Source organism: uncultured Arcobacter sp., from assembly GCF_937982575.1.
Lineage (GTDB): Bacteria > Campylobacterota > Campylobacteria > Campylobacterales > Arcobacteraceae > Arcobacter.
In genome coordinates, this window is the sequence record NZ_CALJLR010000004.1 from 43,649 (window position 1) to 67,539 (window position 23,891).

At 28.7% G+C, this 23,891-nt stretch carries 19 protein-coding genes; 14 read left to right on the forward strand and 5 right to left on the reverse strand.

All coding sequences use genetic code 11. The annotated features are described in order from the left end of the window. Window position 1 precedes the first annotated feature (1 nt). The 3 genes from Q0617_RS02265 to typA all read right to left on the reverse strand — a co-directional run bounded on the left by Q0617_RS02265 (window position 2) and on the right by typA (window position 4,403). A complete protein-coding gene (locus Q0617_RS02265) occupies window positions 2–1,366 on the reverse strand; it encodes a circularly permuted type 2 ATP-grasp protein (protein ID WP_298750038.1) in 1,365 nt (454 codons plus the stop codon). 405 nt (window positions 1,367–1,771) lie between these two features. After that, on the reverse strand, window positions 1,772–2,185 hold the full coding sequence (locus Q0617_RS02270) for an Hsp20/alpha crystallin family protein (protein WP_298750040.1): 414 nt from the start codon (window positions 2,183–2,185) through the stop codon (window positions 1,772–1,774). 403 nt (window positions 2,186–2,588) lie between these two features. Continuing rightward, a complete protein-coding gene (typA, locus tag Q0617_RS02275) occupies window positions 2,589–4,403 on the reverse strand; it encodes a translational GTPase TypA (protein WP_298750042.1) in 1,815 nt (604 codons plus the stop codon). 212 nt (window positions 4,404–4,615) lie between these two features. Between typA and Q0617_RS02280 the strand changes: the two genes are divergently transcribed. Then, window positions 4,616–5,533, forward strand: coding sequence for a glutaminase (locus Q0617_RS02280; RefSeq protein WP_298750044.1), 918 nt, complete (start codon window positions 4,616–4,618; stop codon window positions 5,531–5,533). Here the strand turns inward: Q0617_RS02280 and Q0617_RS02285 are convergent. After that, window positions 5,522–7,363: a sensor histidine kinase gene (locus tag Q0617_RS02285; RefSeq protein WP_298750046.1), complete on the reverse strand. Its 1,842-nt coding sequence runs from the start codon at window positions 7,361–7,363 to the stop codon at window positions 5,522–5,524. The genes Q0617_RS02280 and Q0617_RS02285 overlap by 12 nt on opposite strands. 1 nt (window position 7,364) lies before the next feature. Further along, entirely contained in the window at window positions 7,365–8,039 is a 675-nt protein-coding gene (locus Q0617_RS02290) for a response regulator transcription factor (RefSeq protein ID WP_298750048.1), read from the reverse strand. 122 nt (window positions 8,040–8,161) lie between these two features. Here Q0617_RS02290 and Q0617_RS02295 point away from each other — a divergent pair, with 122 nt between their 5' ends. The 13 genes from Q0617_RS02295 (at window position 8,162) to Q0617_RS02355 (ending at window position 23,807) form a co-directional block, all read left to right on the forward strand. After that, window positions 8,162–11,482 carry a filamentous hemagglutinin N-terminal domain-containing protein gene (locus Q0617_RS02295; protein ID WP_298750052.1) on the forward strand — a complete coding sequence of 1,107 codons (3,321 nt, stop codon included), beginning with the start codon at window positions 8,162–8,164 and terminating at the stop codon, window positions 11,480–11,482. Window positions 11,483–11,505: 23 nt separating this feature from the next. After that, window positions 11,506–13,191, forward strand: coding sequence for a ShlB/FhaC/HecB family hemolysin secretion/activation protein (locus Q0617_RS02300; protein ID WP_298750054.1), 1,686 nt, complete (start codon window positions 11,506–11,508; stop codon window positions 13,189–13,191). Between the two features lie 110 nt (window positions 13,192–13,301). Continuing rightward, window positions 13,302–14,375, forward strand: a complete 1,074-nt coding sequence (locus Q0617_RS02305) for an FtsX-like permease family protein (protein WP_298750056.1) — start codon at window positions 13,302–13,304, stop codon at window positions 14,373–14,375. After that, window positions 14,372–14,998 (forward strand): ABC transporter ATP-binding protein, encoded by a 627-nt coding sequence (locus tag Q0617_RS02310; RefSeq protein ID WP_298750058.1) that lies wholly within the window; start codon window positions 14,372–14,374, stop codon window positions 14,996–14,998. Before Q0617_RS02305 ends, Q0617_RS02310 begins: the two co-directional genes overlap by 4 nt. After that, a complete protein-coding gene (locus tag Q0617_RS02315; protein WP_298750060.1) occupies window positions 14,991–16,553 on the forward strand; it encodes a hypothetical protein in 1,563 nt (520 codons plus the stop codon). Before Q0617_RS02310 ends, Q0617_RS02315 begins: the two co-directional genes overlap by 8 nt. A 95-nt stretch (window positions 16,554–16,648) precedes the next feature. After that, complete coding sequence (locus Q0617_RS02320) at window positions 16,649–17,626, forward strand: hypothetical protein (RefSeq protein WP_298750062.1); 978 nt, start codon at window positions 16,649–16,651, stop codon at window positions 17,624–17,626. Continuing rightward, a complete protein-coding gene (locus Q0617_RS02325) occupies window positions 17,614–18,138 on the forward strand; it encodes a YceI family protein (protein WP_298750064.1) in 525 nt (174 codons plus the stop codon). The genes Q0617_RS02320 and Q0617_RS02325 overlap by 13 nt, the downstream gene beginning before the upstream one ends. Next, window positions 18,139–18,588, forward strand: a complete 450-nt coding sequence (locus Q0617_RS02330) for a hypothetical protein (protein WP_298750066.1) — start codon at window positions 18,139–18,141, stop codon at window positions 18,586–18,588. Then, window positions 18,588–19,319: a metallophosphoesterase gene (locus tag Q0617_RS02335; protein WP_298750069.1), complete on the forward strand. Its 732-nt coding sequence runs from the start codon at window positions 18,588–18,590 to the stop codon at window positions 19,317–19,319. The genes Q0617_RS02330 and Q0617_RS02335 overlap by 1 nt, the downstream gene beginning before the upstream one ends. A gap of 4 nt (window positions 19,320–19,323) precedes the next feature. Further along, the gene (locus Q0617_RS02340; RefSeq protein ID WP_298750071.1) at window positions 19,324–19,992 is read left to right on the forward strand and encodes a response regulator transcription factor; all 669 of its coding nucleotides are present in this window, start codon (window positions 19,324–19,326) and stop codon (window positions 19,990–19,992) included. Next, entirely contained in the window at window positions 19,982–21,346 is a 1,365-nt protein-coding gene (locus Q0617_RS02345; RefSeq protein ID WP_298750073.1) for a HAMP domain-containing sensor histidine kinase, read from the forward strand. The genes Q0617_RS02340 and Q0617_RS02345 overlap by 11 nt, the downstream gene beginning before the upstream one ends. Window positions 21,347–21,469: 123 nt before the next feature. Continuing rightward, window positions 21,470–22,966 carry a SulP family inorganic anion transporter gene (locus Q0617_RS02350; protein WP_298750075.1) on the forward strand — a complete coding sequence of 499 codons (1,497 nt, stop codon included), beginning with the start codon at window positions 21,470–21,472 and terminating at the stop codon, window positions 22,964–22,966. Window position 22,967: 1 nt separating this feature from the next. After that, a complete protein-coding gene (locus Q0617_RS02355) occupies window positions 22,968–23,807 on the forward strand; it encodes a universal stress protein (RefSeq protein WP_298750077.1) in 840 nt (279 codons plus the stop codon). Window positions 23,808–23,891 lie beyond the last annotated feature (84 nt).

Below are 23,891 nucleotides of genomic sequence, written 5' to 3' on the forward strand. Positions count from 1 at the left end.
ATTATGCCTCCATAACCCAAGTATCTTTAAATCCACCACCTTGAGATGAATTAACTAAATAATTACCAGCTTCCATTGCATATCTTGTCAATCCACACTGCCAAACAGTTGGTTCTTCATCCATTACAACATAAGCTCTAAAGTCAGCCTTTCTTGGAACTATCTCATTGTTTAAATAACACTCTTCATCATAGAACTCTATTAACTCTTGAGCAATAAATCTTCTTGGATTTGCAGTTATAATTGTTTTTAAATCATCAAGTTGGATTTTAGACATAGAGTGTCCAAACATTACACCATAACCACCAGCTTCTGCTACATCTTTAATAACAAGTTTTTCAATGTTTTCAAAAATATATTTTTTGTCTTTTTCAAAATATGGTAAATACGTAGGTGCATTACTTAATATTGGTTCTTCACCTAAATAGTATTTAATCATCTTAGGAACAAAATAATATATACCTTTATCATCGGCAACTCCATTTCCAGGGGCATTCATAATTGCTACATTTCCAGCTAAATAAGCTTCCATGATTCCTGGAACTCCAATCAAACTATCTTTATTGAAAAATTTTGGATCTAAAAACTCATCATCAAGTCGTCTATAAACAGCCCCTACTCTTATTTTTTGTCCATCATAGTTCTTAAAGTATAGAACTTTATTTTGAACAACAAGTTCACTATTTCGTACAAGGTGAGCACCCATTTTTTTAGCTAAATAGGCATGTTCATAATAAGCGGAGTTAAATCTACCAGGAGTTAAAACTACATTTATTCCTCCACAATTTACATAATCCATTGATTTAGCCAAAATAGATGGATAACCTTTTATTGGTTTAATTTTAAGTTTCTCAAAAAATTCTGGATATAATTTTCTATAGGTATCTCTAATAGATAAAGGATAACTAGCTCCACTTGGAACTCTTAGATTATCTTCTAATATAACCCATTCATTACTTACGGTATCTTTTACTAAATCTATACCATTGATATGTGTTCTAATTTGTTTTGAAGGAGAAACCCCTTCTAGCTCTTTTAAATACCCCTTTGCTTGGTAAATAAACTCTTCGGGGATTACTTTATCTTTTAGAATTTTTTTGTCAGTGTATAAGTCTTCTAAAAAGAGATTTAATGCTTTTATTCTTTGGCTCAAACCTCTATCCATCTTATCAAACTCTTTTGTGTCGATAATTCTAGGGATTACATCAAAAGGAAGTGATCTCTCAATAAAATTTCCATCTTTGTATAGGTTAAAATTTACTGCAAATTTGTCCATATATTTTTTGAATTCATCAATTTTTTGCCTATCTTGGTTTGAAAATATCTCCCAAAATATTTCTGTTGCACTATTTTTACTATCTAGCAAATTACACCTCCTAGGTCTATATTAAATTTTAATACTATTAATATAAAAAGGTTATAAATTATTTTATATTTTTATTAATTAATTGTATAAAAAATATACTATTAGAGTAATATTATTATAAAATGCATAAAAAAAGGGGAAGAAAGTTATTTCTTCCCCTTTTTACTCAAAAAATTGTGCTTTAATTTTAAATATACTTTATACTAAAAAACCAGTGCACCTCCAAAATTTAATCATATCTTTTTATATTTCTTATCAAATCTTTACTGAGCAATATATAAAAATGTTGTTGCCATTGCAATCATGTAGATTGTCAATGTTATCAAATAATCTTTTCTATTCTTTTTTACTGCTACTTTTATTCTTTCCATTTATTCCCTTTAATAAAGAAGGAATAAATCCTTCTTATTTAATCTCTACTATCTTTTTATGTTTTTCTTCACTAAGTTTTGGAACAACTACTTCTAAAACTCCATTATCTCCACTTGCTTCAATATTCTCCACATCTGCATTTTCAGGAAGATTAAAACTTCTAGAGAATTTACCAAATGATGTTTCTATTTTATAATAATCATCTTCCTTAATCTCTTCTTTTGTTTTTCTTTCCCCTGAGATTGTAAGAATATCTTTGTGTATATCAACTTTTATATCTTTTTTATCTACACCTGGCAAATCTACATCTATGTGATAAGCAAACTCTCCTTCCCTTGTATTAACTACAGGAACAAACCCACTTACTCCTTCATTTGAAGGGTACTCATATAAACTTTTTTCCAAGTTTCTAAATTGTTTAAAAGGGTCAAATCTTGTAACTAACATATCAAACTCCTTAAAAATAATATTTCTTGATAACTTTTGTATCAAGTTAATGGAATAATAACATAATATTTAGCACTTGTCAATATCTAGTGCTAATATTTTTAGCAGTTATATAAATAAAGTGCTAAAGATGCTTCTTCTAAGTAATTACTATATAACTTGCAAATATTGTAATAGTATATATTGTGATTAAGATAATATAATCTTTCTCTTTTGTATTAATATTATTCATTTTTTCTCCTTTTAGTAGGAGAAAAAATCTCCTACTCTTTTATAAATTTATTTGTTTTTTTGAATCTCATATGGGACTTCAAATTTTTCCTTTTTTTGTTTGCTTTTTTTAGACATAAAAAAAGGGAAGAGCTAAAAGCCCTTCCCTTCGTAAAATTTATTATTTTAAATTTTATTCGAATTTCGTCTTTTTAGCTGTTCTTTTTCTTACTGTTGGATCAAGTTCTCTTTTTCTAACTCTTACAGACTTAGGAGTAACTTCAACTAACTCATCTTCTTCAATCCACTCTAGTGCATTTTCTAAAGACATTTGTCTTGGTGGGATTAGCTTAATAGCTTCATCAGCACCTGAAGATCTAACATTTGATTGTTGTTTCCCTTTTGTAGGGTTAACATCTAAATCATTTCCTTTAGCATGCTCACCAATAACCATACCGTTGTATACTTTATCTTGAGGCTTAATAAACATAACCCCTCTATCTTGTAGGTTGAAAATCGAGTAACCTAAAGCTTCTCCATTTTCCATAGAAGTTAAAGCACCATATTTTCTAGACTCAACAACTCCTGAATATGCTCTAAAATCTAAAAATGAGTGATTCATAACACCCTCACCTTTTGTTTCAGTTAAAAATTCAGTTCTAATACCAATCAAACCTCTTGCTGGAATTTCAAACTCTAATCTTGTAGAACCAGAACCCATTGGTACCATATTTGTCATATTTGCTTTTCTTTTTCCAAGTTTTTCAATAATTGCACCTGAAAATTCATCTGGAGTATCAATAACTAAATGCTCAAATGGCTCCATTTTAACGCCATCTTCAATTTTAGTAATAACTTCAGGTCTTCCAATACAGAACTCAAAACCTTCTCTTCTCATGTTCTCTGCTAAGATACAAATTTGAAGTTCACCTCTTCCGTTAACTTTAAATTTACCCTCACCAATTTGCTCATAATTCATAGCAATATTAGTATTCATCTCTGCATTTAATCTCTCATCAATTTTATTTGAAGTTACATACTTACCTTCAGTTCCTGCTAATGGAGAATCATTTACTGCAAATGTTACAGACAGTGTTGGCTCTTCAATATGCATAGGATCAAGAGGCATTGGATTTGCAGGGTCACAAAGTGAATCACCCACATCAATAGTTTCAAAACCTGCAACAGCAACGATGTCACCAGTTCCAGCTGTTTTGATATCAAATCTATCAACACCCTTAAATCCAATAAGTTTTGTAACTCTTCCTTTAATCTTTTCACCATCAGCTTTAACTAAAAGTACAGTCTCACCCATAGAGATTGTTCCATTAAAGATTCTAGCAATACCGATTTTCCCAATAAAATTATCATAATCAAGAGTAAATACTTGAAGTTGTAAACCATTTGCATCATCACCTTTTGGTTTTGGAACTTCTTTTAATATTGTTTGAAATAGTGGAGTTAAGTTTTCATTTGCATCTTCTAAAGCAAGTTTTGCATAACCATCTCTTGCTGCTGCATAAACTACTGGGAACTCTAATTGTTCTTCAGTTGCACCCATTTGATCAAACAGGTCAAATACTTCATCAACAACTCTATCTGGATCTCCACCTGGTTTATCAATTTTATTGATAACAACAATTGGTCTATGTCCTAGTTGTAAAGCTTTTTTCACAACAAACTTAGTTTGTGGCATAACACCCTCTTGTGCATCAACAAGTAATAAAACAGAATCAACCATTTTTAAAACCCTCTCAACTTCTCCACCAAAGTCAGCATGGCCCGGAGTGTCAATAATGTTGATTCTTACATCTTCATAATCTATTGCTGTATTTTTAGAAAGAATAGTAATCCCTCTTTCTTTTTCAATGGCATTACTATCCATAACTCTTTCATCAACTTGCGTATGCGCTGCGAAAGTTCCTGATTGCTTTAATAGCTCATCAACTAATGTTGTTTTACCGTGGTCAACGTGTGCGATAACGGCAATATTTCTGATGTCTCTCATGTTTTCTCTTTATGATAATTTTTGTTTAACTTTCATTTTATTAAAAGCTATTTTATTAATTTTGCGGATTATACCCAATATTCTCTTAAAACTTAATGTAATCTAAAATTAATTTTTGTTTTAGTAAAAAATAAAAAATCCTTTTTTATTTAAAACAACTACTTTTTATACTCTATTCTTAGATATACTTATAAAAAAACAAAAGGGAGATAATGGATTTTAATACTATTTTAAAAGAGATTCAAGATGAGATTCAAAAATATTTTACAAAAGGAAAACTTCCTAATTATATACCAATGCTAGCCCAAGCCGATGAAAATGATTTTGCCATGAGTTTAGTAACACTTGATGGAGAAGAGTACCATACAGGATGTAGTAATAAGAAATTTTCTATTCAAAGTATCTCTAAGGTATTTACTTTTACTTTAGCTTTAGAGCACTATAGCAAAGAGCTATATAAAAGAGTAGGACATGAACCATCAGGAAATCCATTTAACTCACTTGTACAACTAGAATATGAGAGTGGAATTCCAAGAAACCCTTTTATTAATGCAGGGGCAATAGTCACAACAGATTGCTTATCCTCAATTTATGAGAATAATGTTTTTAGTAAAATTCTAGATTTTATTAAAAAAGTCTCAAATGACCAAGATATAACTTTTGATGAAGATATTTTTATATCTGAACTAGGGCATGGTTTTAAAAACTTTGCACTTATCAATATGATGAAAAGTTATCATAATATAAAAAATCCTATAGACGATGTAATCCAAACATATTTTAAACAGTGCTCTATCATGATGAACACAAAGCAACTTGCCCACGCGATGTTATTTTTAGCAAATCACGGGAAAGACCCTTTTTCAAAAGAGCCAATCATAAGTGAGTCAAAAGCAAAAAGAATAAACTCACTAATGCTAACTTGTGGACACTATGATGCAAGTGGTGATTTTGCATATAAGGTTGGACTTCCAGGTAAAAGTGGTGTAGGTGGCGGAATTGTAGCTGTTGTTCCAAAGAAAATGGCCATATGTGTTTACTCACCAAAACTAAATTTTCATGGAAACTCTTTAATTGGAACAAAAGCCTTAGAACTTTTCACTACAAAAACAGGTCTTTCAATTTTTTAAGAATATAACTATTTTAAAACACAAGCCATCATTTTTATTTTGAGCTGTTATCTCTCCATTTAGTTTTTTAGAAACTATCTCTTTAGCTAAATAGAGACCAATTCCCGTAGAAGAACTCTCAGAGAAGTCTTTTTCAAATATCTTTTCTAAGAAGTCTTCACTTACTCCACCTGCATTATCTTCAAAAGCAACTTCAAGTTCTTTTTCTATTTTTCTTTGAGAAATTTCTATTTTAGGATTTTTTATCTTTTGAACTTCAAAGGCTTTCAGTGAGTTTTCAAATAAAATCATCAAAACATTTAAAAAATAGTTTTTTTCTATTTTTATTTTTATCTTATCATTACAATCATAATTTATCTTAATATCTTTTTTTATAAACTCATTTTCAATAAGTTTTATAACATATTTTATCTCTTCACAAAACTCAACTTCTTCAATATTCTTTTCTTCTTTATAGAAATGTAACTGCCCAAGAGCTGTCTCTTTAAGATAACTTGTAGTTTGTTTTATATTTTTAAGATTATCCATGATAATCATATTTAAATTAGAGTCATTGAATTCATATGCTGTTTCTATGTGATTAATACTATTGTATATACTATTAACAGGGCTTTTCCATTGATGTGAAATATTTACCATTGTTTGACCTATTAAAGAAAGTTTCGAATAGTCGTTTAAAAGTTCTACATTTTTTTCATGCTCTTTACTTAATCTATATGCTGAATGTATCAAAGCAAATCCTAAAAATAAATCTTGCCCGATAGTTCCAATTGCAAAGAAGTAATAAAAAAAGTTTTCCAATCTTAATACTCCAAAAAATACTAAAATATATATAACAACAAAAATAAAAAAAATCCCATTTGAGAAAAAATAAAATAAAGAACCTTCTTTTTTAATTAGTAATAGCCTAATAGAAAATATTAAAAGAATTAACATTAATAAAAAACTAAATAGACCATTAAATCTACTTAGTAATAAAATATCATTATATAATGGATAAAAAAGTTGTAAAAATCCTATAAATAAGAGTAAAAAGACTAATACCTTTATAATAAATTTTGTAACTTTATATTCATCTTTTTTAATCTTAAAAAAATACAAAGGGAATAAACCCAATAAAGCCATTGATACTTCTGAAATAGAAAACCCAAATATAGTATTTAAATAAACGGGGATACCAAACTGATAAAAAAAGCCTGATATGGTAAATTGATAGATAATACTACATATTGTAAAAAAAGAATAAATTAAATAACATTTGTTTTTTAGAAGAAAAAAAAGAAATAATGAAATAATAGCTGTGACACTAAAAAACCCAAAACAATAAAAATATACCATTGATTGTTCATAATAATAAGAATTAAATTCTTTAATGTTTTTTGCATTCCATTTAATATCCATAGGACTATAAGTTTTTTGTTTTATAAATACTTGCACTTTTTCATTTGCATGAAGAGATAAGTCAAAATAAGAAACTCTAAAGTTATTATCTCTTATGTCATACTCTCTAAAATCTCCTAGTTTATAAGTTTTTACTATTTTATTGTTTTTAAAAATATATACATCTATTAAATCGATTCCTGATCTTTTATTATATATTCTTCTTTTTATCATTTTTTCTGAATTATTAAAAAAAGTTAGTTTTACCCATACTACATTTTTAGTAACACCCAAATTATCTTTAGATAGGGGATAAAAAGACTCTTTATTTTTCAAAACCTCTTTTATATCTAAAGAATTATTTTTATCGATGAAATATTTTTCATCAATAAGTATTCCCTTAGCAGAAAGTGAAGAGATAAATATAAGAATTACTATAAAAAATTTCACCTTATTTTTTTACCATATAACCAATATCTTTTATATTTTTTATAATCTTTATTGGTAATTTTTTATTTATCTTGTAGATTAAAGATATTAATGATTTTTGATTTTGAGAATCTAAAATATCCAATAATTCATCATAGGTAACAACTTGATTTACTCTTTTAAAAAGATACTCTATTATTTTTATTTCATAAGAAGTAAGTTTGTATTCTCTTCCTTCATCAAAAATTATTCTTTTTCTTCTATCATAATAACAAGTTTGCGAGATCTGATATTTTAATAAACTTTTTTTTTCAATGTTATTTACAAATCTATTTAAAACATTTTTTAAAGTATCTAACTCATAAGGTTTTACAATATAATCTAATAAATTTAAAGAAATAGCACTTTTCAGTTTAACTTTATCATCATATGAACTCATTATAAATGCAGATATTTCATCATCATTCTCTCTTATTTTCGATAAAAATTCATATCCATTCATAATTGGCATATCATAATCTACTATTAATAAATGACATTCATTTGTAAAATAAGTTTCTAAGGCTTCTTTTCCATTATTTGATATAAATACATTTTTAAAATAGTATTGCAATATTTTTTTTAGACTTTCACAAGCTTTTATATCATCATCAACATATAAAACATTTAGTTCTTTTAAAATACTTAAGTTATTCATCTAAGAATTTTACCATCTTGAAACTAATTTTAACTCAACAAAAAAATTTAATACTCTATTTATTGATTTTGTGTTGATTTTGTCATGATAAAGTGTTAAAAAGATTTTATTAAGGAAAATATATGAAAAGATTAATAGACTTTAGCTCAAGATTTAAAATCCTAAAAGGTGGAAAGATAAGCATGGTAGTATCAGCTCTTTTAACTGGAGTTACTATCTCTTATGCTGCACCTAGCGGAGGAGTAGTTACAAGTGGAACTGCAAATATCTCTCAAAATGGAAATACCACAAACATAAACCAATCTACCCATAAAGCAACTATTAATTGGAATAAATTTAACATAGCTTCAAATGAAACAGTAAACTTCAATCAACCAAATGCAAGTTCTATTACACTAAATAGAGTAATAGGAAATGAAAGATCTGTTATCAATGGAGCACTTAATGCCAATGGTCAAGTTTGGATATTAAACTCAAATGGTGTTTTATTTGGTAAAAATGCTAGTATTAATACTGCTGGGCTATTAGCAACTACAGCTAAACTTTCTGACAATGATTTTAATATAGGAAACTATAACTTTAAAAACTCTTCTTCAAACTCAGTTATAAACTTAGGAACAATAAATATCTCAAATGAAGCATATGCAATATTAGCTGGAAAAGAAGTAACAAATGAAGGAAGTATAAAAGCTGTAAAAGGAAAGATACATTTAGTTGGAGCAGATGAATACTCTATAAACCTAAATGGTAATTCTTTATTAAACCTAACAGTAAAAAAAGGTATCTTAGATTCTATTGTAAAAAACAGTGGTTCAATAAAAGCAGATGGTGGAGAGATTTATCTTACAACTAATGCTGTTAATGAATTATTAAAAGGGGTTGTGAATAATACAGGAGTTATTGAAGCTAACTCAATGGATGGATTAACTGGTAAGGTTGAACTTTTTGCTCATGGAGGTGAAGCTCAAGTTGGTGGTACGATTAGTGCTACTGATGGGTTTGTGGAAACTTCGGGGAAAGATTTTACTTTTGATGGTGCAAATATTATTACAAGTAATTGGCTTATTGACCCTGTTAATATAACTATTGATGCTGCCCTTGCAACAGCAATACAAAATGCTTTAGATACAGCAGATGTAACTATAACTACTGATGGAAGTAATACTCCTGATACAAATTCTGGTGAAAGTGTAGGCGATGGAAATATTAATGTAAATGCTAATATTACAACAAATGCATTGGCTTCAGATAAAACATTAAGCTTATTAGCACATAACAATATTGTTTTTGCTGATGGTGTTTCTATAGATGCAAGTCAAAATTCAAATGCAAATAAATTAAATGTGATTTTAACAGCAGATAAAGATAATAATGGTACAGGGCAAGTTATATTAACTGGGGCAACGGGGAATACTATTATTACAAATAATGGAGACTTGACAATTAACAATCAAGTTGATAGTAATGTGGAGGGAGAGACACCATTTACGATAAATGCAGGAACAGGAAAAGTAACATTATATGATGATTTAGGACAGAATAAAAAATTAAAATCATTAACAGTTTCTGCTGCATCTTTAGATTTAGGAACAAAACTACATTATATTAATACTCTAAATGAACAAGTTTATAATGCAGTGGTAAACTCTCTTGCAACAGCGCAATTTGCAAATGCAGGTTTTGAAAATGGTGATACATCAGGTTGGACAGTTGATACAACAAATACAATATATTTAAATGGTGGAAGTACAATAGCCGGATATGGTACACCAAACGATGATACTTTACCAACAACTGTAGCAACAAAGACAAGTAATAGTGGTGCATATGATGATTATACATCAACAGGAACATATACTTCACAAATCTCTACAGATACGGATACAGATGGAGGAAGTTCTTCTTTACAGTTAACATATTCTGGGGGACAAGTAAGTGAAGGTTATGGTGTTGTTCACGGCCCATCTGTAGTAAGTGATAATACAGTATCTTTACAAGAAGGAGATGGAGTATCATTTAAATGGAAAGCTGCTGGAGGAAGTGATGCATATGATGTATTTGGATATATTTTAAATGTAGATACTGGGGAAACACAAGCAATATTAAATCAAACAGGTGCAAATGCAAGTGCATCTACCTCTTGGGATAGTGCTTCTGTTACAGCTACAAAAGCTGGGAACTATAAATTTATTTTTATTGCTGGTTCTTGGGATGCAAGTGGAGGTAGAGCATTAGGAGCAAACCTTTATATTGACAATATTGCAACGTATAGTAATAAAACTTTTTCTGGCTCTGCAGTTACTTTTAATAGTCCTTTAAATGCAAATCAAAGTGAAGTACAAATAAAAGCAGATAAAGTTAGTCTTAATGCTAATGTAACAGGAACTAATATTTTAAAAATAAATCAAAGAACTGCTGGAAATGGCATTGAAATTGGTGGAGCTACAAATTCTGATACATCTGTACTAGATATAACAACTGATGATATGGCAAAAATTGGTAATTTTTCAAAAGTTGTTTTCGGAGATGATACAACAGGAAAGATTACTACAAAAGGTGACATTACAGCTGGTTATGATTTAACTTTAATTGGGAAAACAGCTGGTGTTGAAATAGCAAATGAGCTAAATATTGGAACAAAGACTTTAACAATTGAAAGTAATAGTGATGTAACAGATACTGGTACAGGACATATCATAGCAAAAAACCTAAATCTTAAAGGAACGGGAACTTTTATATTAGATAATGATAATAATGATGTAGATGTATTAGCAGCAGGAACAAAAGATTCACCAATTGGCAAACTTATTTACAAAGATGCAGATGATGTAACAATTGGGAAAGTTGATAATTCAAAAGGGTTAAATGCTAAAGATACTATTGAAGTTACAACTTTAACAAATAATATTAATGTTTCACAAGATATTATTACAGATAATCAAAATACAGATGCAATTAAATTAAATGCAAATGGAACAGTTTCTAAAGGTAGTTCATATGTTGGACCAAAAATCCAAACGACAGTAAAAGAAACTGATACTAGAGCAGATGAAATTAAAAAAGTAATTACAACAATTACAAATAATACAACAACAAATGTTGTATTACCAAAAATAATTAATACTCCAAAAGTAAAAGTATCACAAAATCAAACACCTCAAACAAATGCAAATATCGCAAAAAATGTAGGAGTTGAGAATAATAATATAAATATTGTTTCAAAGACTAATGATGGAGAAAATGCAAATAAAGTAATAACTCTAAGTGAAATAAAAACAGCAATGAAAGAGGATAGTACAAAAAATACTAATCCATCAAATAAACAAGAAGATGTAAGAGTACCTTTATCGTCAGATTCTGTAATAGACTTAATCAACGGTGGAGTAAATCTTCCAGATGGTGTTGATCAATTGTTCTATGTAGTTGAAAATAAAACAAATTAAGATAAAAAATAGGAATAAACAAAATGAATAAAATAAATAAATTAATAACACTATCACTTATAGTTTCAAGTTCACTACTAGCAGCAACACCAAATATTGGTGATGCTGTAAAACAGGTGCAAACTCCTCAAAATGTTATAAAAAAAGATACTCCTCTTGTAGAAGTTTCAGGAATAAAAAAATATGCTCCTACCATGAAAGATGATAAAAGTGGCAAAACATTATTTGTTAAAAGCTTTAAAATAGAGAATGCGATTCATGTTGAAGAATCTAAATTACAAGATTTAATCTCTTCTTATGTGGAAAAAAATTTAAGCTTTAAAGAGATTCAAGAAGTAACTTCTATTATTACAAAATACTATAGAGCCAAAGGTTACTTTGTAGCAAGAGCATATCTTCCTGTACAAAATATATATAAAAACAATGGAGTAATTACAATTTCAATTATTGAGGGTAATTATGGAAAGTTTAATTTAAAAAATAGCTCATTTGTTAAAGATAGTATTGTTAAAGGAATGCTTGATACAGCAAAAAGTGATAATATCGTTTCAACAAATACTTTAGAAAGAAGTATGTTAATTATTAATGATACACCTGGTGTAATTGTTACAAGTGCTGATGTTATGCCAGGAAGTGAGGTTGGAACTTCTGATTTTACTATCACAACAGAAGCATCAAAAAGAGTTGATGGATATATTTTAGCTGATAATTATGGAAGTAGATATACAGGTAAAAATAGAGTTATGGCTGGAGTTAATGTAAACTCTCCTTTTAAAATAGGAGATAAGGTATCATTAAGTGGTCTTTTAAGTGATAATACTGATTTAAAAAATGGTAGGTTAGCATATAGTGCTCCTTTGATGTCAAATGGTTTAAGAGGAGAACTCTCTTATTCTAAGACTACTTATGCTTTAGGGGACAAATATTCAAATCTTGATGCAAAGGGTAATTCTACATCATTAGAAGCTACTTTTACTTATCCTATTATACTAACAAGAATGGAGAATTTAAATAGTTCATTAAATCTTGCTAAGAAAGATTTAAAAGATGAAATAAATGCTCAAGATGACACAACAAAAAAAGATGTTAAATCTTTAAGTTTAGGATTAGACTATGATAAGAGTTATTTAGCATTTAATCTTCCTTCATCTTCACAAGTTAGTTTTAATTATACCTATGGGAAGTTAAGCTTTGATGATTCTAGTAAAGAAGCTGATGATGAAGCAGGAGCTAATACAAATGGCAATTATTCTAAAATTAATTTAGATTTATCACATAGTATTGATTTTACTGAAAAACTTTCATTAAGTACCTCATTAAACTTACAATATGCCTTAGCAAATAAAAACCTAGATGGAAGTGAAGATTTATCTATTGGTGGAGCTTATGGAGTTAAATTATATCCAGATAGTGAAGTAAGTGCTGAGAATGGTTATGTATTTAATATAGAAACAAAATATAGATTACATAATATAAACTCTTTAACAAACACTGTTGGAATCTTTTATGATAGAGGAAGAGCATTTATGGCTAATAACAATGTAGGCTATGAAGCTAAATCTTTACAAGATGTTGGTATTGGTTATTATGCGACATATAAAGACTTCTTTGGTCAAGTTCAAATAGCTTGGAATGCGGATAGTGCACAAGTTACTAGTGAACCTGATAGAAACAGTAGAGTTCTTTTTCAAGGTGGGTGGGTTTTTTAATAAATCTTCTACTTAAACGGAATATGAATTTTTTTTCATATTCTATTCATAAAGGCGTCATCTAAAAACTATATTATTCCCTAAAATAAAAAAGGAAATATGTGTTAAGTATGTCGCTAAAAGCTTTAAAAGCCAATCCTCTAAAAACAACTTTAATATATATAAGTCTAATATTTTCAATAACATCTATTTTTCTTATTAGCTCTATTTCAAACGGAGTTATTTCTATGTACTCAAATATGCTAAAGAGTGATGGGGATATCATCATAACTCAAGCAAAAATCTCTGATACATTTTTTTCAAGTGTAGATATAAATCTAATAAATAAAATTAACCAACTAAAAGAAGTACAAAAAACTTCAGCGATAATCGTAGGGGCTAGTCCAGTTGAAAACTTGCCAATCGTTGCTGTTTATGGAGTTACAAAAAATCGATTTGATAATTATAAATTAACACAAGGTTCTTATGCAAAACTAAACGAAGTACTTGTTGGAAAATCTATTTACAATTCACTATCAAACAAAAAAACTATTCAAATAGCCCATAAAAGATTCAGAGTATCAGGAGTATATGAAAGTGAAATAGGCTTTGAAAATGGAGGTGTGGTTTTAAATATCTCTGATGCTAGTTCCATATTTAACAAAAGTGCTTCAATGATAATGGTCAATAGTAAAATTGATACAAATATCAAAAACCTTATATCAAAAATACAAAGTCTAAGTTCAAACATAGAAGCAAAATCAACTCAAAATTTTGTGGATAATTACAACCAATTTAAAATCATAAAAACCTCATCAAATCTTATTGGTCTTATCTCTTTTTGTATGGGATTACTTGGAATTGTGAGCATCATGAGTATAACAATAAATCAAAGAAAAACAGAGTTTGGTATAAAAAGAGCTATTGGAATTTCTACAAAAAAAATTATTTTACAAATTATGACGGAAAGTTCTATTTTAGGATTTTTAAGTTTTATTAGTGCCTTTTTCATCTCTTGGATTTTTTTATATTTTATAAGAACTTCATCGCTTTTTCATGGATATGTAAATGGAGAGATTTCATCTACTTTAGCTTTTTATCTCTTTGTCTGTTCTCTTACAATGGCAATCTTAGGCTCAATTATCCCCGCGCTAAATGCCTCAAAAGTTGACCCAATTATTTTAATGCAAGGGGATAAGATATGATTATTGAAGCTTCAAATATTTCACACAATTATGCTTGTGATGTTGCACTAAAAGATATTAACTTACAAATAAAAAAGAGTGAATTTATCTGTTTAATTGGAGAAAGTGGTAGTGGAAAGACAACACTACTATCTATATTATCTACACTTCTTAAACCTAAAGAAGGAGATTTAAAATTTGAAGATAGTAATTATTCTGATATTAAAAACATAGATAATTTTAGACAAAAAAATATCGGTTTTATTTTTCAATTTCACTATTTGATAAATTACCTAAACAACTTTGAAAATATAAAACTAGCAAACGAAGAAGCTACAAAAGAAGAGATAAACACTCTTCTTGAACTACTTGATATAAAAGATTTAGCAAAAAAATTTCCAAATGAAATATCAGGGGGAGAGAGACAAAGGGTTGCCATAGCTAGAGCACTTATAAATACTCCAAAAGTTCTTTTTGCAGATGAACCAACAGGAAACTTAGACTCTAAAAACGCAAAAATAGTATTTGACCTATTTAGAAAACTATCAAATGAAGGCATGACAATAGTTGTGGCAACGCACAATAAAGAGTTAGCAAAAACAGCTGATAAGATTTACGAAGTAAAGGATGGTCAACTTGGATAATTTTAATATTTTTGTTAATAGACACTTTAAAATATCACTAATATTTCTATTTTTAGCACTATTCTTTGGGATTTTATATTCAGTAAATTTATTAGGTTTTTCTATTGACTCTAAGACTTTATTACCATCAAATATGCGTTCGCTTCATATAAGCCTTATACTTTATGGTTTTGTTCCTTTGATGCTTTCTTATTTACCATTTTTGATTATAAATAAAGAGGGGGTAAAAAGTGAGCAAGGTTTACACTACCTAAATCTTTATACTATTTTTTGGTATATCTTTTTAGTCTTTATGATTAGCTCACTTCTTTTTGGAAACACAAGAGGCTTGGCTTTTTATGACTTTCCCTATGAGTTAAATTTTATACTTGCCCTGTCTGGTCTTTTTTATATAGTTGCTTTATACAAATATATAAAAGCTTATGAAATTATACCTTTATGGATAAAGGTATGTTTATGGATAGTAGTTATTGCACCTTTTGGGCTTTTGATTTTGATGAATCCAACTATTGGACAAGTAGAAAGTACAATTTCAGGACCTCATGGAGATAATACTTTAGGTATGAGTTTAGCTTTGATTCCTATATATTATCTCATCATCAAACTTCTAAATATTGGCTCTTTTAAAGCTAGATGGAACATCTTATGGATTATTCCTACTATATTTTATTTTGGCTCAGTTTTATATAGAACTTTTATAGGACACTTAACATATGAACAAGAGTGGTTTTTACAATGGCTTACATTTTTGTATATACCTATTTTATATAGATGGTATAAAGATGCACAAATAGAAAACTTTGCTAAAAAAGCCCTTCTTATATCTATCCTTGCCTTTTTATTTGTAGATGTTGAAGGCAATATTCTGTTTATCCCAGAGTTTAGATGGCTTTTTCATAGAAATGATCTAATTGTTGCCCACGCACATGTTGCTATGGGGATAGGTGTATTTTTTATGGTAATTGCTATGTTTGTTTCATATATAAAAGAGTTAAAAAAAGTATCTTTTTATGTTTTATATCTTGGTGGTCTTTTAGGTATTTTCACAGTACTTAGTATTTCTGGATTTATTCAAGCAAATGTTATCCAAGGAAATATTCAAGCACTTTGGACATATAGAAGTATATTTGGAGTGGTGACACTCTTATCACTATTTAGTTTCATATCTTTTAAACTGCAACTTACAAATCTACAAAAGTATAATCTAATGGGAGTATTGGCTGATGGACTTGGAGGAGTATTTTTAATACTTCTTGCAAGTTTTTCATATCCACTTTTAGGTTTTACTTTTTCGGGTTCTTACGAATACATAGTTTTTGCTTTTGTTAGTAGTACTGGGATTATTCACTATTTTGCTTTAAGATACAAAGAGCATGAGCAAATACTTACAAAAATCACAGTTATTACAAGAGTGTTGATTAGCTCCGTCTTTTTTGCACTCTTTTATAATAAAACTTTAGGAATAGAAGCACTTTTGATTTCACTATTTGATATCTCTTATGCCTCTGTTTTTTTACTATTTTTTTTAGAAAGAAGAACTCGTTCTTCTCTTTAGGATTTGTTTCTTTAGTTGGAATTTATTTCCAACGATAAAAGAAAATCATAATATTAAGGTCCCTTTTTAAATGGGACATTTAAAAAGGAGAATTTATGCCAAAAATAGCACTTACACTTTTTATAGCATTTGAACTTTGCTATTATTTACTTATAGCGCAAACAGGTATTGTGGAATATTTTGGGTCAAATATTTTTTTAATAGCATTTTTACCTATTGGGGGAATTATTGGTTCACTATTAAGTTATTATATAAAAGTTCCAAGTCAACAGAAGATAACTATATTTTTAACAATGCAATTAATCATAACTTTTTTCTACCCAAACTTTTCAAGTATCGATCTTTTTTTATTGGGTATTAGTGTGGGAGCATTAGCACCCTTACTTATAAATGAGTTAAAAAAGGCTAGTATCATAGAGCTTGGATTTGCTCTTTCTATCTCATATGGAGTAGGAACTCTACTTTTTAATTATGATGTATCAAAAAGAGAGTACATAGCTATTGCTTTTACTCTAATTGCTTTACTTTGTTCTACCCAACTTCCAAGATTAAAAGAGCTAAAGAGTAATTCTGCCTTTGAGTCTTATTCTCTATTTATAATGGTTTTATGGATATTTTTAGATTCAGCACTCTTTGAAACACTATCACGAGATATAAATGTACCTATTTGGAGAGGGGGATATACTTTTGAGATAGTTGCATTTCATATTATTGGAGTAATTGCAGCTTTAAAATTTAAAATTCAAAAGTTAGAAAAAGAGCTTTTTATAGTTATCCTATTTGCACTTTCTTATCTTTTCTATTTTTTACAAGAAGCACTTTTATTATCAATTGTTTACCCTTTTGTAATCTCTTATTACAATGTGACAATTTTACAATCATTATTAAAAAGAGATTTAAAAAGTCTAGCCTTTTATATGGTATTTATAGGATGGATAGCATCAGGGGCAGGCTTATTTGTAGCCTTAGAAAATCTTACGCTTTTTGTACCAATTATATTTTTAATTTCACTAATAAAAGTTTTAAGTTCACAAGAAGAAAATCAATCAAAGGAGAAAGAATGTTTAAATTAGTTTTAGTCTTATTATTTGCATTAATTGTAAATGCACAAGAGTTAAAGTTGCTTGATGGTCAAATTCAAGCTCACACTGAAGTTTTTGGAGATAGTACTATTAATCCACAAACTAAAGATATCATAGCAATTGTACAAAGAGGGGACAATATAGAATCAATAAGTGGAGTATTTAGTATCAACTCTTCAACACTTGTAAGTGATAACAAAGATAGGGATAAGAATATGTATGAGTTATTAAAATCATCTATCACACCAACTATTTCTTTTAATATCACTTCAATTACAAAAGTTGAAGATAAATACAAAATAACTGGAAACCTAACACTAAATAGCGTTACTAAAGAGATTAGTTCATTATCAACTATTAAAGAAGCTGATGGTCTAGCTATGAATGGTGATTTTTCATTTCTACTAACAGATTTTGGACTAGAGCCACCAACAATGTTTTTTCTAACTGTTAGAGATCAAATCGATATAAAATATAATTTTACTTTTGTAAAAGGAATGTAGATGTTAAAGAAACTTTTAATTTTACCTCTATTTGCACTATTTTTATATGCAAATAGTTTTGAACTTAACCAAAATATTGGTAGTTTTTCTCTTCCAAATCAGTTTGATGAAAAAGAGACTATTGATAGCTCAATAGAGATGATTATTGTCTCTTTTGAAAAAGGTACGGGAGCAGACATAAACCAATTTTTATCTACTAAAGATAAAGACTTTTTGAAAAATCACCATGCTGCTTTTATTGCAAATATCTCAGGAATGCCTTCAATTATTACAAAAATGTTTGCATTGCCTAAAATGAGAGATTATAAACACAGTGTTTTATTGATCTATGATGAAGAAGACAATAGATTTGTAAGTAAAGAGGAAAAGTCAACTCTATATAGACTTGAGAATGGTGTTATAAAATCTATCTCTTATATTACAAAAGAAGATTTAGAAAAGATTTTTTAATGAACTTGCCAGCACTAAATGAAGTTGAAGTAGCTATAAAATCTGATGATTTAAACCATCTAAAGATACTTCATCTTAGTGATATGCATATCAATAAAAAAACTACAATAAATAGTATCCAAGAATTAGTAAAACTCAGTAATAACTGCGAAGCAGACTTTGTAGTTATCACGGGGGATATTATAGATTGTCACACAAAATACATCGCTGATAAATTAAAGCTTCTAAATACAATAGAAAAAAAAGTTTTTTATATAAGTGGAAATCATGATTTGTTTTATGGCTTTGAAGGGTTAAAATTTTTACTAAAAGATTTTATACTACTTGATAATGAAACCTATATTTTTGAATACAACGATTCTAAAATAGCCCTTGCAGGGTTGAGTGATAGATTTTCAAAGTTTTTTAAAATCAAAAGAGAAGAGAGCAAAATTGTAAACTTTTTAAAGGAGCATAAAAACTCTATATTTTTAGCTCACCAACCAAAAGATTATAAGTTTGCTTTAAAAGCCAATGCCAAACTTTTTTTATGTGGACATACACATGGAGGACAGATTTATCCTTTTCACTATTTTGTGAGACTTTTTCAGCCTTTTTTGGCAGGACTTTTTTATATAAAAGATACAGCAATTTACGTTAACAAAGGTTTGGGTTATTGGGGTATAAATTTTAGATATAAAGCAAAAAGTGAAATTACCCTATTAAAATTAACATCAAAAAGTGTAAAATAATCAAATGAAAATCTTAATAATAGAAGATGATGTAAAAATCGTAAACTTTTTAAAAAAAGGCTTGGAAGAAGAGTCTTATAGTGTTGATTATTCATATAATGGTGAAGAGGGATTATATTTAGCGAGTGTAAATAGCTATGATTTAATTTTACTTGATATTATGCTTCCACTACTTAATGGAATAGAAGTTTGCAAAAAACTAAGAGTAGAAGATATAAATACTCCAATTATTATGTTAACTGCACGGGATAGTATTGAAGATACTATCAAAGGCTTGGATATTGGAGCGAATGATTATTTGCCAAAACCCTTCTCTTTTTCAGAGTTATTAGCAAGAATTAGAGTGCAATTAAGAGCAAAAGATTCAACACAAACTAAACTCAAAATTGCCGACTTAGAGTTAGACTTACTTGCAAAAACTGCCAAAAGGGCAGATGATACTATAAATCTAACTGCAAAAGAGTTTTCGCTTTTAGAGTATCTAATCAAGAACCAAAATAGAGTTTTATCAGAGACTTTATTGGGTGAAATGTTGAATAATATGGAGGAATCAAATATTAGCAATATTGTAAATGTTTATATTTATAGACTTAGAAATAAAATAGATAAACCTTATGAAAAGAAACTTATCAAAACAGTAAGAGGATTGGGGTTTAAAATAAATGCTGAATAATCTATCAATTAAAAGAAAACTACTCATTTATAATGTTTTAATTCAAGCTTTTATTTTAATTATTCTATCATTTTCAATTTATAAAACTCTTCATTTATCAACACTTGATAAGATAGAAACCTCTTTGAAAGTTATTGTTTTAGATATTGTTGATGATATACTTGACCATAAAAGTGATCTTCTAACACTAAGTTTTGATGAAGAAAACGAATATAAATTTAAACCCTTATATATAAGATTAGTAGAAGAGAAAAATTTCAAAATTGTAAACTCTTCTTCTTTCCCAGCTTCTATTCCACATGCTTTTAATGATATTCAAAAAAATGTTATTCATTTTGAGAGGTACGAGAGTTTTATAGTGGGTGAGATAAAGTTTTTAATCAAAAAAGAAAACTATATTTTACAAGTGGCAACTGACTATAAAGTACTAAACCACACCATGGAAGACCTTTTTTATATCTTGATATTTATAGTTCCTATTGTATTAATTTTTTCTATTATTGGTGGAAACTTTCTAATTTATAAATCATTTGCACCTGTTGAAAAAACACTTCAAGATTTAAAAAATATAAATGCCACAAACCTATCAAAAAGATTAGAAGTTTTAAATAGCAATGATGAAATATCTCAACTCTCACAAGAGATTAATAATCTACTAGAAAGACTTCAAATCTCTTTTGAAAAAATTAATCAGTTCTCTAGTGATGCTTCCCATGAGCTTAAAACTCCACTTACTATAATAAGAGGAGAAATAGAAATTGCCCTAAGAAAAGATAGAAACACACAAGAGTATAAAGATACTTTAAAAGTTTGCATGGATGAAGTTTTGATGATTCAACAAACAATTGATGACCTACTTTTTTTAGCTAAAAATGAAAATAGTCTACAAATTATTGAAGAAGATGCCTATATAGATGAGATAACTTTTGATGCAATAAAAGAGCTAAAAGCCTATGCAAAATTAAAAAATATAAAAATACAATCACAAATAAAGGATATTTTTCAAATCAAAGGACATAGCAAGTTATTGAAAATTGCTATTAAGAATATTCTTAAAAATGCTATCTCATTTAGTCATGAAAACTCAACAGTACTCATAAAAAACTACCAAGAAAATAATCAGTTTATAATCAGTATAGAAGACAAAGGAATAGGAATAGCACAAGAAGAACAAAATAAAATATTTGAAAAATTTTATAGAACAGATAAGAGTAGAAATAAAGAGTCAGGTGGCACAGGACTTGGAATGGCAATTGTAGAAAAAATAATAAGCTCACACAAGGGAAAAATTGAGCTAAAAAGCAGTGAAAATGAGGGAACAACAGTAAAACTTGTTTTTATAAAAGATTTATAGTAAATTTTGTGATTTAAATCTTTTTAGCTACAATTCCACTAAAAGATACACTTATGGGGATTTTTTCCTCAAAACCTAAGAAAAACAATCAAATTTCAATTTTTAAACAGTAGTGGAGAAAAAATGGTAAAAAAATATTTTAAAAGAGATGAATGGTTTAGTAATATACGAGGAGATACCCTCTCTGGACTTGTTGTTGCACTTGCACTTATTCCAGAAGCAATAGCCTTTTCAATTATTGCAGGAGTTGACCCTAAGGTTGGACTATATGCTTCATTTTGTATAGCTGTAGTAATTGCCTTTGTTGGAGGACGTCCTGGGATGATAAGTGCTGCAACTGGTGCTATGGCACTTGTTATGGTAACTCTGGTAAAAGACTATGGTCTACAGTATTTACTTGCGGCAACTCTTTTAACTGGTATTTTTCAAATAATTGCAGGGTATTTAAAGCTTGGAAGATTTATGAGTTTTGTTCCACGGGCTGTTGTTGTTGGATTTGTAAATGCCTTAGCCATTTTAATCTTTATGGCTCAGCTTCCAGAGCTTACAAATGTAACTTGGCATGTTTATGCACTTACTGCTTTTGGACTTGCTATTATATATCTATTTCCTTATGTTCCAAAAATCGGTAAGATTATTCCTTCTCCACTTGTTACAATTATAACCTTAACTCTTATTGTGATTTTTTTAGGTGTAGATATAAGAACTGTTGGTGATATGGGAGATCTTCCTGATACTTTACCAATATTTTTATTCCCTGAGATTCCATTAAATCTTGATACTTTATTTATCATTCTTCCCTACTCAGTATCCCTAGCAGTAGTAGGTCTTTTAGAATCACTAATGACTTCAACAATTGTTGATGAATTAACAGATACAAAAAGTGATAAAAATAGAGAGTGTTCAGGACAAGGTATTGCCAATATTGCATCTGGATTTTTAGGTGGGATGGCTGGATGTGCTATGATTGGACAATCAGTTATCAACGTAAAATCGGGTGGGCGAACAAGATTATCAACACTACTTGCTGGTCTTTTTCTACTTATTATGGTTGTATTTTTAAGTGATATTATCTCAGTAATTCCAATGGCTGCACTTGTTGCTGTTATGATTATGGTATCAATTGGAACCTTTGATTGGAGTTCTATTAAGAACTTAAAAACTCTACCAATATCAACAAATATTGTTATGCTTACAACCGTTTGTGTTACAGTATATACACATAACTTAGCCCATGGTGTTTTTTCAGGAGTACTATTAGCATCTCTATTTTTTGCCAATAAAATCTCTCACTTTATGTATAGTGAAACTTTTTATAATGAAGATAATAGTGCTAAAACTTACAAATTTGTAGGTCAAGTATTTTTTAATAGTGCTGATAAATTCTATGAAACATTTGACTTTAAAGAGGTTTTAGATAAAGTTACTATTGACCTAACACGTGCACACTTTTGGGATATATCAGCAGTTTATGCCCTTGATAAAGCCGTTATAAAATTAAGACGTGAGGGTGCAGAAGTTGAAGTAATCGGTCAAAATGAAGCTAGTAAAACTATCATCGATAGATTTGGTATTCATGATGATCCAGAAGAGATTGATAAAGTAATGGGAGGACACTAAAGTGAGTTCAAAAAAAGTTTTAGTTTGTATAGATGATTCTTCGTATTGTAAGGCTGCCTGTGATTATGGAGTTTATATCTCTAAACTTCTTAATTTACCTCTTGTATTATTAAATGTAGTAGACCACTCCCACATCTCCAAAAAAGTTAATCTTTCGGGTAATATTGGATTTGGCTCAAAGGAAAATCTTCTTGAAGAACTTACAAGAGAAGAGCAAGCAGAAAGCAAAGAGCTAATAAGTATAGGTAAAAAACTTTTAAAAACTTTTAGTGCTTATGTAAAAGAAAAAGGGGTTGAAAACCTCTTTTCTATGCAAAGACATGGTAACTTTGAAGAGAATCTTGAGGATTTAGAAAAAGAGACTAATATTGCAATTATTGGTTTTGATAAAACTAGTTCAAATTATAAAAATATAGAAGATATAATAAGAGCATTAAATATTCCAATACTTCTAGCAAACTGTGAATTTACTCCTATAAACTCTATCTTGATGGCATATGATGGTTCTGATTATGCAAATAAAGCTATTGACATAGCAACAAAAGATCCTATTTTCCCAAATGTCTCAAGACACATTGTAAATGTAAATAAAGATAAAGCATCTTCTGAAAAACTTTTAAATGAAGCTAAAAACTTATTTGCAAGAGCAGATTTTGAAGTAAAAACTTCATCACTAGATGGTGATAAAATTGATGAAATTTTAAAATATCAAGAAGATAATAATATTGATATTATTGCTATGGGAGCTTATAGTCACAATAGACTAAAAAGTGTTGTTTTTGGAAGTATTACCTCTAAAATGCTTGAAAAATCAAAAAAACCTCTACTTCTTTTTAGATAATTTTCTAAAAAGAAGTTAACAAACTAACTCAAATATAACTTATTTCCAAATTGTAAAGAAACTGTCAAGGAAGTTTGTATCAAT

Excerpts from the sequence above, each read along its gene's own strand:
- Q0617_RS02305 (WP_298750056.1), top strand. The coding sequence starts at position 13,302 with ATGTCGCTAAAAGCTTTAAAAGCCAATCCTCTAAAAACAACTTTAATA.
- Q0617_RS02335 (WP_298750069.1), top strand. The coding sequence starts at position 18,588 with ATGAACTTGCCAGCACTAAATGAAGTTGAAGTAGCTATAAAATCTGAT.
- Q0617_RS02320 (WP_298750062.1), top strand. The coding sequence starts at position 16,649 with ATGCCAAAAATAGCACTTACACTTTTTATAGCATTTGAACTTTGCTAT.
- typA (WP_298750042.1), bottom strand. The coding sequence starts at position 4,403 with ATGAGAGACATCAGAAATATTGCCGTTATCGCACACGTTGACCACGGT.
- Q0617_RS02350 (WP_298750075.1), top strand. The coding sequence starts at position 21,470 with ATGGTAAAAAAATATTTTAAAAGAGATGAATGGTTTAGTAATATACGA.
- Q0617_RS02300 (WP_298750054.1), top strand. The coding sequence starts at position 11,506 with ATGAATAAAATAAATAAATTAATAACACTATCACTTATAGTTTCAAGT.
- Q0617_RS02280 (WP_298750044.1), top strand. The coding sequence starts at position 4,616 with ATGGATTTTAATACTATTTTAAAAGAGATTCAAGATGAGATTCAAAAA.
- Q0617_RS02295 (WP_298750052.1), top strand. The coding sequence starts at position 8,162 with ATGAAAAGATTAATAGACTTTAGCTCAAGATTTAAAATCCTAAAAGGT.
- Q0617_RS02270 (WP_298750040.1), bottom strand. The coding sequence starts at position 2,185 with ATGTTAGTTACAAGATTTGACCCTTTTAAACAATTTAGAAACTTGGAA.
- Q0617_RS02330 (WP_298750066.1), top strand. The coding sequence starts at position 18,139 with ATGTTAAAGAAACTTTTAATTTTACCTCTATTTGCACTATTTTTATAT.
- Q0617_RS02340 (WP_298750071.1), top strand. The coding sequence starts at position 19,324 with ATGAAAATCTTAATAATAGAAGATGATGTAAAAATCGTAAACTTTTTA.
- Q0617_RS02310 (WP_298750058.1), top strand. The coding sequence starts at position 14,372 with ATGATTATTGAAGCTTCAAATATTTCACACAATTATGCTTGTGATGTT.
- Q0617_RS02290 (WP_298750048.1), bottom strand. The coding sequence starts at position 8,039 with ATGAATAACTTAAGTATTTTAAAAGAACTAAATGTTTTATATGTTGAT.
- Q0617_RS02325 (WP_298750064.1), top strand. The coding sequence starts at position 17,614 with ATGTTTAAATTAGTTTTAGTCTTATTATTTGCATTAATTGTAAATGCA.
- Q0617_RS02345 (WP_298750073.1), top strand. The coding sequence starts at position 19,982 with ATGCTGAATAATCTATCAATTAAAAGAAAACTACTCATTTATAATGTT.